The organism is Amycolatopsis coloradensis (assembly GCF_037997115.1).
GTDB lineage: Bacteria > Actinomycetota > Actinomycetes > Mycobacteriales > Pseudonocardiaceae > Amycolatopsis > Amycolatopsis coloradensis_A.
Window position 1 is genome coordinate 4,052,171 of record NZ_CP150484.1, and the last position, 13,279, is coordinate 4,065,449.

At 68.4% G+C, this 13,279-nt stretch carries 19 protein-coding genes; 8 read left to right on the forward strand and 11 right to left on the reverse strand.

Annotated features, from left to right (window positions below):
• Positions 1-180 precede the first annotated feature (180 nt).
• On the forward strand, positions 181-993 hold the full coding sequence (locus tag LCL61_RS18860) for a GAF and ANTAR domain-containing protein (protein WP_340688048.1): 813 nt from the start codon (positions 181-183) through the stop codon (positions 991-993).
• Positions 994-1,004: 11 nt separating this feature from the next.
• Here LCL61_RS18860 and LCL61_RS18865 read toward each other — a convergent pair whose 3' ends face one another.
• From LCL61_RS18865 to LCL61_RS18875, 3 genes are all read right to left on the reverse strand, one after another.
• Positions 1,005-1,235 carry a hypothetical protein gene (locus tag LCL61_RS18865; RefSeq protein ID WP_340688049.1) on the reverse strand — a complete coding sequence of 77 codons (231 nt, stop codon included), beginning with the start codon at positions 1,233-1,235 and terminating at the stop codon, positions 1,005-1,007.
• 314 nt (positions 1,236-1,549) lie between these two features.
• Complete coding sequence (locus LCL61_RS18870; RefSeq protein ID WP_340688050.1) at positions 1,550-2,404, reverse strand: helix-turn-helix domain-containing protein; 855 nt, start codon at positions 2,402-2,404, stop codon at positions 1,550-1,552.
• Between the two features lie 23 nt (positions 2,405-2,427).
• Positions 2,428-3,252, reverse strand: a complete 825-nt coding sequence (locus LCL61_RS18875; RefSeq protein WP_340688051.1) for an alpha/beta hydrolase — start codon at positions 3,250-3,252, stop codon at positions 2,428-2,430.
• 224 nt (positions 3,253-3,476) lie between these two features.
• Here LCL61_RS18875 and LCL61_RS18880 point away from each other — a divergent pair, with 224 nt between their 5' ends.
• The gene (locus tag LCL61_RS18880) at positions 3,477-3,530 is read left to right on the forward strand and encodes a hypothetical protein (RefSeq protein ID WP_340688621.1); all 54 of its coding nucleotides are present in this window, start codon (positions 3,477-3,479) and stop codon (positions 3,528-3,530) included.
• Between the two features lie 105 nt (positions 3,531-3,635).
• Positions 3,636-4,145: a phosphatase PAP2 family protein gene (locus LCL61_RS18885; RefSeq protein WP_340688052.1), complete on the forward strand. Its 510-nt coding sequence runs from the start codon at positions 3,636-3,638 to the stop codon at positions 4,143-4,145.
• 335 nt (positions 4,146-4,480) lie between these two features.
• On the opposite strand, the gene LCL61_RS18890 is transcribed toward LCL61_RS18885, so the two are convergent.
• The 6 genes from LCL61_RS18890 to LCL61_RS18915 form a co-directional block, all read right to left on the reverse strand.
• Positions 4,481-4,900: a CBS domain-containing protein gene (locus LCL61_RS18890; RefSeq protein ID WP_340688053.1), complete on the reverse strand. Its 420-nt coding sequence runs from the start codon at positions 4,898-4,900 to the stop codon at positions 4,481-4,483.
• Positions 4,901-4,994: 94 nt separating this feature from the next.
• A complete protein-coding gene (locus LCL61_RS18895; RefSeq protein ID WP_340688054.1) occupies positions 4,995-5,453 on the reverse strand; it encodes an SPW repeat protein in 459 nt (152 codons plus the stop codon).
• 201 nt (positions 5,454-5,654) lie between these two features.
• On the reverse strand, positions 5,655-5,960 hold the full coding sequence (locus LCL61_RS18900; protein WP_340688055.1) for a hypothetical protein: 306 nt from the start codon (positions 5,958-5,960) through the stop codon (positions 5,655-5,657).
• A 619-nt stretch (positions 5,961-6,579) separates the two neighbouring features.
• On the reverse strand, positions 6,580-6,759 hold the full coding sequence (locus LCL61_RS18905; RefSeq protein ID WP_340688056.1) for a hypothetical protein: 180 nt from the start codon (positions 6,757-6,759) through the stop codon (positions 6,580-6,582).
• 7 nt (positions 6,760-6,766) lie between these two features.
• Positions 6,767-7,174, reverse strand: a complete 408-nt coding sequence (locus LCL61_RS18910) for a DUF6924 domain-containing protein (protein ID WP_340688057.1) — start codon at positions 7,172-7,174, stop codon at positions 6,767-6,769.
• A gap of 62 nt (positions 7,175-7,236) precedes the next feature.
• Positions 7,237-7,443 (reverse strand): winged helix-turn-helix transcriptional regulator, encoded by a 207-nt coding sequence (locus LCL61_RS18915; protein WP_340688058.1) that lies wholly within the window; start codon positions 7,441-7,443, stop codon positions 7,237-7,239.
• Positions 7,444-7,937: 494 nt separating this feature from the next.
• On the opposite strand from LCL61_RS18915, the gene LCL61_RS18920 reads away from it, so the two are divergent.
• Entirely contained in the window at positions 7,938-8,975 is a 1,038-nt protein-coding gene (locus LCL61_RS18920; RefSeq protein ID WP_340688059.1) for an ion channel, read from the forward strand.
• A gap of 164 nt (positions 8,976-9,139) precedes the next feature.
• Here LCL61_RS18920 and LCL61_RS42615 read toward each other — a convergent pair whose 3' ends face one another.
• Entirely contained in the window at positions 9,140-9,529 is a 390-nt protein-coding gene (locus LCL61_RS42615; protein ID WP_425342015.1) for an MEDS domain-containing protein, read from the reverse strand.
• A 123-nt stretch (positions 9,530-9,652) separates the two neighbouring features.
• On the opposite strand from LCL61_RS42615, the gene LCL61_RS18930 reads away from it, so the two are divergent.
• The 3 genes from LCL61_RS18930 to LCL61_RS18940 are packed head-to-tail and all read left to right on the forward strand — an operon-like array spanning position 9,653 to position 12,493.
• A complete protein-coding gene (locus tag LCL61_RS18930) occupies positions 9,653-9,877 on the forward strand; it encodes a hypothetical protein (RefSeq protein ID WP_340688060.1) in 225 nt (74 codons plus the stop codon).
• A 19-nt stretch (positions 9,878-9,896) separates the two neighbouring features.
• Positions 9,897-10,517: a PadR family transcriptional regulator gene (locus LCL61_RS18935; RefSeq protein WP_340688622.1), complete on the forward strand. Its 621-nt coding sequence runs from the start codon at positions 9,897-9,899 to the stop codon at positions 10,515-10,517.
• Complete coding sequence (locus LCL61_RS18940) at positions 10,514-12,493, forward strand: amino acid transporter (RefSeq protein WP_340688061.1); 1,980 nt, start codon at positions 10,514-10,516, stop codon at positions 12,491-12,493. Before LCL61_RS18935 ends, LCL61_RS18940 begins: the two co-directional genes overlap by 4 nt.
• A gap of 13 nt (positions 12,494-12,506) precedes the next feature.
• On the opposite strand, the gene LCL61_RS18945 is transcribed toward LCL61_RS18940, so the two are convergent.
• A complete protein-coding gene (locus tag LCL61_RS18945) occupies positions 12,507-12,668 on the reverse strand; it encodes a hypothetical protein (RefSeq protein ID WP_340688062.1) in 162 nt (53 codons plus the stop codon).
• A 306-nt stretch (positions 12,669-12,974) separates the two neighbouring features.
• Here LCL61_RS18945 and LCL61_RS18950 point away from each other — a divergent pair, with 306 nt between their 5' ends.
• Complete coding sequence (locus LCL61_RS18950; protein WP_340688063.1) at positions 12,975-13,271, forward strand: hypothetical protein; 297 nt, start codon at positions 12,975-12,977, stop codon at positions 13,269-13,271.
• The last annotated feature ends 8 nt before the right edge of the window (positions 13,272-13,279 follow it).

A 13,279-nucleotide genomic window follows, 5' to 3' on the forward strand; every position in this document is an offset into this window, starting at 1 on the left:
GCGTGGTTGAGCAGCAGCCGTTGCCGCGAAGGTCCGTGACTCGGACGTGCTGTGAGCGATGTTCGTTCGACGATTTCAGCTCGCAGTGAACGTTGTTTGGAATCACGTTCCCGGTCAGTTGCGTATCCGCACCCGTGTGGTCGTGCGTTCCTTCCTCAAGGTGACGGAGAAAGGGTTTCCATGAATCGAGAACAGCGCTTGGCCGATGCCTTGGTCGAACTGTCCGACACCCTGGTGAAGGACTTCGACGTCGCCGGCCAGCTCGATCGGCTGGCGGCGCGCTGCACCGAATTGTTCGACATCACGGCCGCCGCGGTGATGCTCGCTTCCGAGGATGCCCGCCGGTGGACGTCGGCCACCTCCGGGTCGCACGCCGACTTGTTCGATGTGCTCGCTCTCGCGCGGCTGGAAGGCCCGGTGCTGGACTGCTGCCGCGCGGGGATACCGATCGGCCCGGTGGGATGGGCCGGTGCTCGCCGTCGATGGCCCGCTTTCGCGTCCGCCGCGGCTAAAGCCGGGTACCGCCAGATGTGTTCGGTGCCGATGCGGTCGTGTGACGAGATCCTCGGGGCGGTGCTGCTCCTGCATTCGGAAAGCGATCCGAGGCCGATGTCGGAAATCCGGTTGATGCAGACGCTCGTCGATGCCGCCGCCATCGGTCTCGTGCACGAACGGGAGATCCGTCGTCAGACGGAACTTTCCGCACAATTGCAGACCGCGTTGCACAGCCGAGTCCTGATAGAACAGGCCAAGGGGATTCTCGCCGTGCGCCGTGACACGAGTGTCGACGAGGCCTTCGAACTCATGCGCGGCCATGCCCGCCGTTACCAGCGCCGGATCGGCGACGTCGCACGCCACGTCGTCGCCCACCGGGCACTGCCCGCCATTCCCCCGAAAACCCGCGAACAGGCCGGATCCTCCGCACCGGAACAGGACCGGACGGGTCCCCAGGATCGGTCACCGTCGAACGGCTCGCGTCCGCCTCGGCCGTGAAGACGTGTCCCTCAGCGGCGGACCAGGGGGCCGGTGGATCGGTCCGCCGCCCGGAAAGCCTCGGACAGAGAACCGTACAGAGCGATCTCGTGACCGAGGTCGACCAGGTCGAGCACCCGGGTCAGCGCGTAGGTGTCGGCGACCACGGCGAACCATCGTTCGTGCAGAGCGGCTCGGGCGGCCGCTCGATGCAACACCCGCAGCCCGGCCACGGCCAGGAAGTCCACCTGGGTCAGATCCACGATCGACGCCACGGCACCGGCCGGGGCCGCGGCGTCCAAGGCGCGTTCGAGCAGCGGGGCGGGTGAGCAGATCCACCCCGCGATCCGGCGACCGCCTCGGCGGTGGCGTCCGGCCGCACCAAGGGATCGGGGCGTTCTTCGGCCATCGTCACCTGGTCACGTCATGTCCTCCGCAGACTCGCTCACGCGGACCGGTCCCGCCACCGGATCCGGCTGGGACGGTGGTACGGGGTGATACCGGACCCGAACGGGCTCACCTCGCGCCGTGCCCGCTTTCCGGGCGGCCTGGTCGCGGAGCCGGTGATAGGCGGTGATCACCGGCTCGAGCCTCGCGGAGGAGCCGGCCACGCGACGTCGTCGATCGCGAGCCACGGTGCGGCGGCCACGGCGGCGGGCGGGGCTCCGGTGATCGCCTTGACCTCGCGGTGGAGGTGGGACTGGTCGACGTAGCCGCTGTCGGCGGCAACGCCGGCGGGGGCGTGACCGGCCGCGAGCAGGTGGGCGGCGTGGTCGAAGCGCACCAGTCGGGCGGCGCGTTTGGGTGTGGTACCGAGCTGGGCCCCAAAGCGGGACCATAGGCGCTTGCGGCTCCAGCCGACCTCGTCGGCCAGGCCGTCGACCCGTATCCGCCCTCGGCTGGTGCGCATCCGCCGCCAGGCGTAGGCGACCTCCGGATCGACCGGTGGGTGGGAGTCCAGCCGTCGGCTGAGGATTCTCACCGCGATCGTGAACCGCTCGTCCCACGTCGCGGCGGCGCGCAACCTGTCCTCGACGCGCCCGGCGTCGCGGCCCCAGACATCCTCCAGCGACACCACCGTCCCGCTGAACTCGGTCGACGCGCCGAGCACCTTGGCCGCCACCGGCGGCGACAGCCGGATCTGGAGACACTCGATCGCCGGGCCTGAGCCACCGGTCCGAAGTTCGCCGGGGAGGAGCCCGATCACGACAGTGCCGCGCTCGCGCCGGCCATAGGTGTCGTAGACGAGACCCGCTCCCTCGGTCAGGTCGACGAGCAGGCTGACGGATGGGTGCGCGACCATGGCGATGTCGGCGGCGCCGGGGACGCGTTGCCGGAACCCGGCCATGCTGATCCCCGGCAGCCGAGCTGACCGGCGCGGAACGGCGATGTCCACCCCCGCCCAGTCGGGTGGTGTCCCGGTTGACGGCATGCGACCAGATTAGCCCTCGGAAATCACGAGATGTCGTGACGGCGGACCTTGGCCGCGAAGTCCAGCAGCAGCCTGCTGGTCTCCTCCGGTGCTTCGAGCACAGGTAGGTGCCCGACGCCGGGCAGCAGCTCGACCCGCGCGGTCGGCACCGCGTCGTACTGGTGCGCCGACGAGGGATCCCAGCGGGGGTCGGCGGCGCCGAAGATCACCAGCACCGGGACGTCGAGGGCGGTGAGACGCTCGGGCATGCTTCGTTCGGCGAGGTACGCGCTGTTTCGGCTCAGCACTGCCCTCATTGTGCGGTACGTGATGCCCCGTAGGTCGGCGATCAAGTCGTCCGGGACGTCCACCGGGCGAGCGGCTGTCGCCCTGATCCCGCTGCGGATCATCGAGTTCGAACGCCTTGCCCAGAGCAGCCTGCCGAGCGGCGGGGCCAGCAGGACCCGAAGGATGACCGGCTGCGGCAGCAGCGCACCGGGAGTCGGGCCGGTGCTGATCAGCGCGAGCGAACCCACCAGGTCGGGGCGCTGTTCGGCAAGCGCCGTGACGACGTAGCCGCCGCTGGAATGCCCGACCGCGGCGACCTGACCGAGGCCGAGGTCATCGAGTACCGCCGCCACGCGACCCGCCTGCGCGGGCACGTCGTACGACGCTGCGGGCGGAGACTGGCCGCAGCCCGGAAGGTCGACTCGAATGACGTGATGGTGCCTGTCGAGCGTCGGGATCATCGGGCCCCAGCAGGCGCCCGAAGCTCCCGAGCCGTGGACGAGCAACAGCGGTGGCGCCTGCCTCGGCCCCTCATGGACCACGTACATCCTGTGCGATTGCTTGACGTCGTACTCACTCATGCTCGGGACGATGCCCGGGCTGCCCACCTTCAGTCTTGGACAAATGTTCCCCTCGCCCGAAACAAGAGAACCCTGCTCCGCGATGAAGCGGGGTCGACCTCGCCGGAACTCGCCCAGCGCCTGGCCCGCGAGACACCGGACCGGGGGACCGCCGTGATGGCCGAAGCCCAGCGGGCCGGGCGGGTGTTCTCGACTGGTCCCAGAACAACCCCGCCAAGACCACGGTGGCGCCGTACTCGCTGCGCGGCCGCCACCGTCCCACCGTCTCGACCCGGTGACCTGCTCGCCGATCTCGACAGCACACGGGCGTCTCTGCCTTAGGCCGTACCCTGAATGATCTTCGCCCAATCGGGGTAGTCATCGGCAGGAGGTGTCCACAACCGATGTGGCCGGTGGGTGAAGAGGCGCTACGGAAACTGGACGACCATGGCCTGCCGACCTCGCGGGCGCATCCGGTCGTGGTCGCGACGACGACCGCGGCGCGAGGGGGCCTGCTGTGGTTCGTCGTCGCGGGATTGCTCGCGGTGCGCCGGGGGTCTTCCCGCCGGGCCGGGGTATGCGGGCTGGTGGCCGCCGGTGCGGGCATGGTGAGCGGGCATCTGCTCAGCGCGCTGATCCGCCGTCCTCGTCCCGCCACGCGTCGCCTGCCCGCCCGCGAATCCCTGCCGGAACGGCCGACTTCGTCCTCGTTCCCGTCGAAGCACGCGGTGACGGCTGCCGCGTTCACCACCGCGGTCGCCCTTCGCTCACCGAAGGCAGGCGCGGCCGTCGCTCCGCTCGCGTTCGTGGTCTGTTACGGCCGGGTCAGGACGCATGTTCATTGGCCGACCGACGTTTTCGGTGGGGTCGCCTTGGGTTTCGCGGTGGCGTATCGGCTCCGCGGCCGCCACTGAGACGTCAGGACCGCCCTCAGCGGCCAGGGCACCTGAAGACCAGTGCGTCCGGTGCACCCGGGGTACGCCACCGACAGCATCCGCTGCACCCTCGAGGCGTGTGCGGCGGCCTGTGCGAGCTGCGGTGACGAATGCGAACGTCACGAGCACGAACATCGCCGGGTCTGTGCGCAGGCGTGCGGCCGGTGTGAGCGGGCCTGCCGGGGAACTGATCCCGATTCTGGGCTGATCGTGGTCGCGCACCAGGTACTCCGCGGTTCGCGAGACAGGACGAACCGCGTCGCGGACGCGGGAAGCCCGGGGCGGTGAACGGGCTGACTCGGCGAAGCCGGGTGTCACCGGTTGCCTTCGGCGGCGCTGATTTCGCTGAGCACGGAGTTCGGGTCGTATTCCATTGCGGCGTCGCCGAGGGACAACACGCCGACCGGGCGGCCGTTGTCGACGACGGGGATGCGTCGCACCGCGTTGCCGGCCATCCGGGAGATGGCGGTGTCGGTGTCCTCGTCGGGGGAGACGGTGACGACCTGTGAGCTGCATACGTCCCGGAGGCGGCAATCGGCGAGGTCGTCCTGGCCGGCGACGGCACGGATGACGATGTCGCGGTCGGTGACGATCCCGGCGAGCCGGTCTCCGTCGAGGACGAGGACATCGCCGATGTCCTTGTCGCGCATCGCTTGCGCCGCCCGGCGGACCGGTGTGTCGGCGGGCAGGGCGACCGGGTCGGTGGTCATGAGATCGCGGACGAGCCGGCCCATGATGACTTCCTTCCTGTCCCTTTCCGATTCGGATCAGCGGGGACCATGGCTCCGGGGTACCCGATCCGCTTTCGGATATGCGCGCTTGCCGCCGTCACCGGTGTGTGGGGCGTCGCCGCGCCGACAGCGCGAGCGCGATTCCGGCGACCAGCACGATCACGCCGGCGATCACGTTGCTCAGCCAGGTCGCCGTGTTCAGTTCCGGCATACCCGGATAGTCGAGCGGCACCAGGCCACGGCCCCGGGAAATCACCCATGGCGAGGCGATCACCCAGACGCCGAGGACCGGAATCACCCAGGCCACGGTGCGCAGGCCGACGGAGCGGGCGCATCCGGCGGCGAAGAGCGCCAGCACGATACCGCTGATCATGTTGGTCGCGGCCATGCCGAAGGTGCCGGTGAACTCGATCACCCAGGGTGACAAGATCAAGTACACACCCGCCAACAGGACAAGCCCGATCGAGACCTCGGAAGAGCCGGTGGATCCGACGGCCCCTTCCTGTGTCCGTGCGGGGCCCTGCGCGGTCTCGCGTGTGGTGGTCCGGATCGTCATGCTCGTTCACCTCCGCGTCGGTTCTCCGAACTTGTCGGCTACCCGGCACCTCGGCGGACAAACCGCCGATCCGGGTGACGGCCGTGTTTCCCGCTCGTCCTGGCCGGGTACGCGTGACGTTCGAAGTGCGACCAGGAAGAGGCGACCGACGATGCCGCTGTACGAACATCGAGGGCGTCGCCCGGAGGTCCATCAGAACGCCTATGTGGCGCCGACCGCGGTGCTGTGCGGGAAGGTGCGGGTCGGGGCGGACGCGAGAGTGCTCTTCGGGGCCGTGCTCACGGCGGAGAACGGTGAGGTCCGCGTCGGCAGGCGCTGGGCGGTGATGGAGAACGCCCTCGTGCGGGGACGGGCCGCGCATCCGGCGCGGATCGGCGACGACGGTTGTTTCCTGGCCACCGGTTGCGCGGTTTTCCCCGGGGCGCGCTTGGGCGGGCACGGCGAAGTGCGCGTCAACGCCGTGGTGCACGCGAACACGGTGCTCGCCGCCGACACGGTCGTGCCCATCGGATGGGTGGCGATGGGGGATCTGCCTCCGGAGCGCCACGACGACATCTGGGCGGTGCGACGACACCTCGACGGTGTGCGACGACCGGCCTCTCTGATCCCGCGGAGTCCGCGATCTCTTCCAGAGGAGGAAAAATGCGTATCGGTGTGGTGGCGATGGCCGTGGTCTTGGCCGTGGCCACCGGATGTGCGCCTTCGGACCGGCCCTCTCCGGTGCCGCCCGGCGGAGTGTCGGCAACACCCACAGCGCCGGCGCCTTCGGGAACGGAAGTGAGCGTACGAGGCACCGTGCGAAACGGCGTGGAACCCGGGTGCCTGGTACTCGCCGCACCTGACCGCGAGTATCTCCTGGTGCGTCCGGTGCCCGAGCTGAAGCCGGGCGTGGAGGCCGTCGTGCGGGGCTCGCTCCGGCCCGGAACGCCGACAACGTGTATGCAAGGCACTCCGCTCACCGTCCGCACGGCGGAGGTCGCCGGTACCGGGTCGTGACGACCCCCCCGTTCGACCGGCGGAGCCTCGCGCTCGGGACGGCCGTTAGGGTGCTGCTCCGATGATCGCCCGGGAAATCGTCGTCGACGACCACGAGGCGGGAGGTGCGGGGGAGGACGACCTCCGTGAGCTAGCCGTCGATGAACATCCAGAGCTGGACGGAGTACGGATCGGGCCAGGGCAGGGATTCCGGATGGGCCAGCAGTCCTCGCCAGTCGAGACGGATGAACTGGATGACCCAGGTGTAGCACTCGCTCGACCCGGTGCCCATGCCCTCGAACACGGAGTCGTCGACACGGGTGATCGCCACCTCGGCGTCAGAATCCCCGGAACACACCGTCGGCGCTCACCGACCCCGTGAAGTCTTCCCAGTCCATGTTTCCCAGGTTGATGTTGTTCTCCACGCTCGGCAGCTCGGCGGACACCACCCGGAACGGCTGATGATCAACGCCCCGGAGCGGAAGAACCCAGACGGCAAGGATGGGATGTTCGGCGTTCGTGAGGGTCGTCTTGTCCGCGAGGAACGAAACGATCGCTCCAGTCGTCTGCTTTGCCTTCAACGCTTCGGCGCTCAAACCCGCGAAAGCTGGATCGTTCACCACGGCGACACTCGCCTGGAACCCCTCATCGCTGGGCGTCCGTACCTCGTGGGCCAGAGAATCCCAGGCACTGTCGTCACCGAACCAAGTGCGGACCAAGACTGAGCCGACCGGTAACTCCGCCATGCACGCACCCTAGCGGAGGCAGGCCCGAACGCGGACGGCTTCGACGAATCGCCGCGACGTGCTCAGCCGAGTCGCGCTTTCGCGGCGTCGTAATCCGCTCGCGCTTTCTGCACGGCCGTCATCCGCCGCTCCGTCCAGTGAGCGATGCCGTTCACCTGGTCCGCGGCTTCCTTGCCGAGTTCGGTGAGGGAGTAGTCCACCCTGGGTGGGATCACCGGCTTGGCGTCGCGGAGTACCACCGGCTGACGCCGGAGTTCGAGCGCATCCATCCAACGTGTGCCGGGCTGCCCGAAGAGTGTCATCGGTTGACGGCCAACACTTTCCACGACCCGATTTTCGCGCTGAGATACCGCGTTCCCCGGTACTCGGAATGGCCGGACGGCCGCCGCTGCCGCCCGCCTGGATCGACACGGCGCCGGTCGAGCCGGCGGCAACCCGGCCGAGGCCGAGCATGACCGCGCCCGGTCCTGACCACCTGGCAAGGATCGACCTGACCGCGTCTCGGACCTCCGGTCGACAACCAGCCGATCTGTGGCGACCGTGGTCAATGTCGAGGGGTTCCGTTCCGGCCGGTGACCATTCGGCCGTGGCCGGGCGCGCTCGACGACAGCCGGTCTCCCTTGGACAGTCCTTTGCGGACACATACTTCCACCTGGTGATATCCGCCGTAGCGGTCCGGTAACGTCCGTTGCGCCGATGGGAACGGTGTGGTCTGGTATCGGAATCCGCGGTCGGGTGGAGCGCGGCCGGTGAGGAGGCGGGGGTGTCGTTCGTCTTGGCGCGGCTGCTGGCCCGCTGGGTGTTGCAGCAGGGCTGGATGCTTCCTGTCGTCGTGGTCATCTTCGTCTTCGCGACCAGTTGGCCGCTGATGGTGCTGGCCGAACCCGCGGGCAGTGAGCTCGTCCAGCCCGGGAACTACTGGTGGTACTTCGTGGTCACGGCCGCGACGGTCGGCTACGGCGACTTTTCGCCGGAGACGACCGCGGGGCATTTCGTCGGGGCCTATGTCATCATCGGCGGGATCGCGACGCTCACCACGGTGTTCACCAAGCTCGCTTCCAGGCTCGAACAGGCGAAGGGACGGCGGATGCAGGGGATGGAAGCCGTACGGGCGAGTGGGCACACGCTCCTGATCGGCTATACACCAGGCCGCACCGAGCGCATCGTCGCGCAACTCATCGCCGACGGCGTGACCGGACTCGTCCTGTGCGCGAGCGACGAAGTGCAGGTGCACCCCATGCCGTCGCAGCCGGTGGACTTCGTCCGCGGTGAGCCGACGGCGGCCGACGTGCTCGCTCGGGCCGCCGTCGCGCAGGCGGGCACCATCCTGGTCGACATGGGCGACGACAACGAGGCCTTGGCCGTCGCGGTGACCGTTGACCACGCGAACCGGTCGGCGCATGTCGTGGTGACGTTGCGGGACATGGAGAAGTCCGAGCTGGTCCGCTACGTGGACCCCCGGATCAAGTGCGTGCAGTGGCACACACCGCGGATGGTCACGGAAGAACTGACCTCCCCGGGAATCGCCGAGGTCTACTCCGAGCTGATGACGGCAGGCGGAGCGGGGACGTACTCGGTCGTCTTGCCCGAGTCGCTGGGGCGGCTGAGCACCGAGAAATGCCGGCTGGCGCTGGGCCGCGCTTTCGGTGCCACGGTTCTGGCCGCACGGACCGACGACGACCTGGTGGTCAACCCTTCGTGGGACGGCGATCTCCCGGCAGGCTCAGTGCTCTACTACGTCAGCCCCCGGCGCCTCACCGGCGCGGAGATCGAAACGGCTCTGCGAGGACTCGGCCGTTGATCCATGCCTCGCGTGCAACGGACAGCCGCGACGCTCGCGAAGGGCCCAGGAACGCCTCGACTGCCTTCCCCAAGTGTCCACAAAGGACGCTCTTTCCCGCTGGATGTCCGCTTGATGCTTGTATGTACGGATTTCAAGTGGGGTCGTGAGTGACAAGGATGGTTCTAACCCTCTTTATCACTCACGACCCCTTCGTGAAACCACTCAAATCGGGCCGATCGGGCGCCGTCCTCTCGGAGAGAGGCCTTTGTGGACAGTTGGGTCGGCGGTGGCGTCCCGCAAGTGGTCGTGCAGCCGGAGCGTGTCGCGAAAGGGACCTTCGCGACGCCTGATGTCCCGAAAGTGGCTTTCGCGACACCTGGGTGCGGAGACCGCGAACATGACTTGCGGGACAGCGCCTTGGGGCCCGGCACCGAGACCGCGACCGGTTCGTCCCTGTCCAGGCCTTCCCGGATGAAGGGAACGGTGCCCGTCAGGTAGTCGTCCTGCCCGCGATAGAACAACGCGAGGTGGACGAAGGGGTCGGTGCCCGCGGCCGCCGTGGTCGGATTCACCGTGACCGGATGCCCTCGTTCAGCGGATTCACGTACTCCTCGGCTCTTGCTGCTCGTCTACAGCCTAATCGTCCGGCGAATCCGGTCGTTCGCCTCCGGCGCAGGTAGGCCGAGGTGTCGAACGTGATTCCGCTACCGGAGGATCCGGAGCGGATGGTGCACGCCGAAGCGCGGATCGGGACCGGCGTGGTGTTCTTCGCCGACTCCGGGGCCGGCGGGATGCGCCGCTTGGAGTCGCCCTCGGACCCGGTGCACGTCCAGCTGTGGGCCACCGTGCCGGAACCCGAAGACGTCTTCGTCGACCCGTTCGGGACGTTGTGGTGGCTCAGCACGAACACGCCGGGCTGATCCCGTGTCGACGGTTCGCATGTTGGTCTTGGGCGCGGTCCGGCGGCGTGACCGCGCCCATGGCTACCAGGTTCGTTCCGACCTGGAGTCGTGGGGCGCGCACGAGTGGGCGACGGCGACCTCGGGTTCGGTGTATCACGCGCTCAAGGCCATGACCGGACAGGACTTGCTCGTTCTCCACGAGACCGTTTCCAGCGAGGCGGGCGGTCCGCCACGGATGGAATACGAGATCACCGCGAAGGGCGAACAGAGCTACTTCACCCTGCTCCGCAAGGCACTCGCCAGCCGCGATCCCCGGCTGGACATGCTCGCCGCTGCGGTGGGTCTCATCGAGGACCTGACCCGCGCCGAGGCGATCGGCCTGCTCCGGCAACGCGCCGAGGCGATGCGCCAGTGGCCGGCGAGCATCATCGCGCACCTGCCGCCCGATGCCGACCTCGACGGCTGGAGCCCGGTCGGATGGCGGGTGAGGCCTAGAGCGGAGCGCGCTTCTTACGACACTTACGTTTTCTTTACGGCGGGCGCGGTGATTCTTAGCGCTGGTTCGTTAGTGTCCGCGTCGGTGTGCGGCCATCACGAGTGGCGTGCCAGGTTCGCCTCGTGGGAGGTGTACGTGCGATTCGGGGAGGGCACGGGATGACCGAGGTACCGGAGCATGCTGTCCCGGAGCGGGTGGAGAGCCCGGTCCGGCAGGCGGCGCCCACGGGGAAGGTCGGCCGGTGGCTGATGGAGCACCGGGTCCAGCCGGTGGGGCCGGAGAGTCACGAGGAGCACGCCACTCCGCAGTCGTGGTGGAAGGTCATGTGTCTCACCGGCGTGGACTACTTCTCCACGTTGTCGTATCTGCCAGGGATCGCCGCGCTGGCGGCGGGCGCGCTGTCGCCGCTGGCGACGTTGCTGATCGTGGCGCTGACGTTGCTGGGCATGCTGCCGATGTACCGGCGGGTGGCGAAGGAGAGCCCGCACGGTCAGGGTTCGGTCGCGATGCTGGAGAATCTGCTGCCGTTCTGGCGCGGCAAGATCTTCGTCTTGGTGCTACTGGGTTTCGTCGCGACGTCGTGGATCATCACGATCACGCTGTCCTCGGCGGACGCCACGGTGCACGCGCTGGAGAATCCGATCACCCCGTCGTTCCTGCACGGGCACGAGGTGCTGATCACGGTCGTCCTGCTGCTGATCCTCGGCGGGGTGTTCCTGCTCGGGTTCAGTGAGGCGGTCGGTGTCGCGATCCCGCTGGTCGCGATCTTCCTGTTGCTCAACGCGGTGGTCGTGGTCGCCGGGGTCGGCGAGGTGGTCGCCGATGCCGCCGCGTTCGATCGCTGGCTGGACGCGCTCACCTCCGGAGGAGGCGGATTCGGCGGTGTCATCGGCCCGGCGATCCTGGCGTTCCCCTTGCTGGTGCTCGGTTTGTCGGGTTTCGAGACCGGTGTGAGCATGATGCCGCTGGTGGCGGCCAAGGGTGAGAACGCCGAACGGAAACTGGCGAACCGGATCCGCAACACCCGCAAACTGCTCACCGCCGCCGCGCTGATCATGTCGGTGTACCTGATCGCGACCAGCTTCGTCACCACGGTCCTGATCCCGGCCGAGAAGTTCCGGCCGGGCGGAGAGGCGAACGGCCGCGCGCTGGCCTACCTCGCGCACGAGTTGCTGGGCGAGTGGGTCGGCACGGCGTACGACATCAGCAGCATCCTGATCCTGTGGTTCGCCGGTGCGTCGGCGATGGCCGGATTGATCAACATCGTGCCGCGCTACCTGCCCGCGTACGGGATGGCGCCGGACTGGGCGCGGGCGGTCCGTCCGGTGGTGCTGGTCTACACCGCGATCTGCGTCCTGGTCACGATCATCTTCAACGCCGACGTCAACGCCCAGGCCGGGGCGTACGCCACCGGGATCCTCGCGATGATGGTGTCGGCGTCGGTCGCGGTGGCCATCTCCGCGGCGAAGAAGCGGCAGCGCAAGGCGGCGATCGCGTTCGCCGTGCTGACCCTGATCCTGATCTACGCCTTGGTGGAGAACGTCATCGAGAAGCCCGACGGCCTCACCATCTCCGCGTTCTTCATCATCGGGATCATCGTGGTGTCACTGATCTCGCGGGTCACCCGCACCACGGAACTGCGGGTGGACCACATCGAGTTCGACGAGCCCGCGCGCCGGTTCGTCACCGAGTCGATCGCGCACGACGGCGCGCTCACCATCATCGCGAACCGGCGCCAGGCCGGGGACGCCGACGAATACCGGGCGAAAGAAGCGGAACAGCGCGGCCTGAACCCGGTACCCGGCGCCGCCGACGTCCTGTTCCTCGAAATCGACGTCATCGACCCGTCCGGCTTCAGCGACGTGCTGAAGGTCCGCGGTGTCGAGATCGAGGGATTCCGGGTACTGCGCGCGGAAAGCCCCGCCGCCCCGAACGCGATCGCGGCCATCCTGCTCGCCCTGCGCGACACCACCGGTGTGCGGCCCCAATGCCATTTCGAGTGGAGCGAGGGCAATCCGCTCGGGCATCTGTTCCGTTACCTGATCCTCGGCCGCGGCGACACCGCCCCGGTCGTCCGCGAGATCATCCGCACCAGCGAACGCGATCCGGCGCTCCGCCCGGGAATCCACGTCGGCTGACGACAGGCGTCGGTCACAGGCTCGCCAGAACCTGCTTCGCGGCCCGCTCACCCGACGAGGCCGCGTCGGCCAGTGAAGGCATGCCGAGCTGATGATCACCAGCCAGGTGCACGGGGCCGAGGTGCCGGCGCAAGGTCGGCAGCGAGGCCCGTCCGCCGGATGCCCGGAACGGCACGACCCCGGGGATGCCGCCGGACGATCGCCTTGCCTGCGATTTCCGCTCTGCTGCAAAAGTCTCGCCGTCCGGTGGGGAGAGGTGGCAGGCTGTTCCCGTGCCCAGGGGAGGGGAACGATGATCCGGAAAGTGATGTTCGTCGGCGCCGCGATGCCGCCGCGGTTTGCGACGAGGAGCAGGACGGTAATGGTGTCTACGCCGAGTGTGTGCACCAAGGACTGACGATGGACCGGTTCGTGGATTCGCTCGGAACCGCGTACCGGCGGCTGATCGAGAGCGGGGCGGTCTCGTTCAGAGTCGACCCTGGTGTCGTCCGGGGTCAAGCCTGCTGTCCCGGGCGCGCCGCGCCTGGAGCTGCGCATGACCGAACGCGGCGGGGAACTGTTCATCGACGATCTGGACCCGTTCGAAGTGGACTCGCCGGAGGACTTCGAGGAGTTCGCGGCGCTCATACAGGCGCTGGTCGAGGGTGAGCTTGAGGTGGTCTTCAGGAGGACCTTGCTCGGCTGGCGTCCGGCGGCGGTCGAATGGCCCGGCGGTCGGTGGTCGCTTCCGGGGTTGGGTTTCCGGTCACGCCGGGAGAAGGTGCGGGCATACGGCTGAGCCGGTGG

Excerpts from the sequence above, each read along its gene's own strand:
- LCL61_RS18895 (WP_340688054.1), bottom strand. The coding sequence starts at position 5,453 with ATGACGATCCGGACCACCACACGCGAGACCGCGCAGGGCCCCGCACGG.
- LCL61_RS18860 (WP_340688048.1), top strand. The coding sequence starts at position 181 with ATGAATCGAGAACAGCGCTTGGCCGATGCCTTGGTCGAACTGTCCGAC.
- LCL61_RS18910 (WP_340688057.1), bottom strand. The coding sequence starts at position 7,174 with ATGGCGGAGTTACCGGTCGGCTCAGTCTTGGTCCGCACTTGGTTCGGT.
- LCL61_RS18915 (WP_340688058.1), bottom strand. The coding sequence starts at position 7,443 with ATGGATGCGCTCGAACTCCGGCGTCAGCCGGTGGTACTCCGCGACGCC.
- LCL61_RS18885 (WP_340688052.1), top strand. The coding sequence starts at position 3,636 with ATGTGGCCGGTGGGTGAAGAGGCGCTACGGAAACTGGACGACCATGGC.
- LCL61_RS18870 (WP_340688050.1), bottom strand. The coding sequence starts at position 2,404 with ATGCCGTCAACCGGGACACCACCCGACTGGGCGGGGGTGGACATCGCC.
- LCL61_RS18900 (WP_340688055.1), bottom strand. The coding sequence starts at position 5,960 with ATGGGCACGACCGTGTCGGCGGCGAGCACCGTGTTCGCGTGCACCACG.
- LCL61_RS18890 (WP_340688053.1), bottom strand. The coding sequence starts at position 4,900 with ATGGGCCGGCTCGTCCGCGATCTCATGACCACCGACCCGGTCGCCCTG.
- LCL61_RS18935 (WP_340688622.1), top strand. The coding sequence starts at position 9,897 with ATGTTGGTCTTGGGCGCGGTCCGGCGGCGTGACCGCGCCCATGGCTAC.
- LCL61_RS18940 (WP_340688061.1), top strand. The coding sequence starts at position 10,514 with ATGACCGAGGTACCGGAGCATGCTGTCCCGGAGCGGGTGGAGAGCCCG.
- LCL61_RS18875 (WP_340688051.1), bottom strand. The coding sequence starts at position 3,252 with ATGAGTGAGTACGACGTCAAGCAATCGCACAGGATGTACGTGGTCCAT.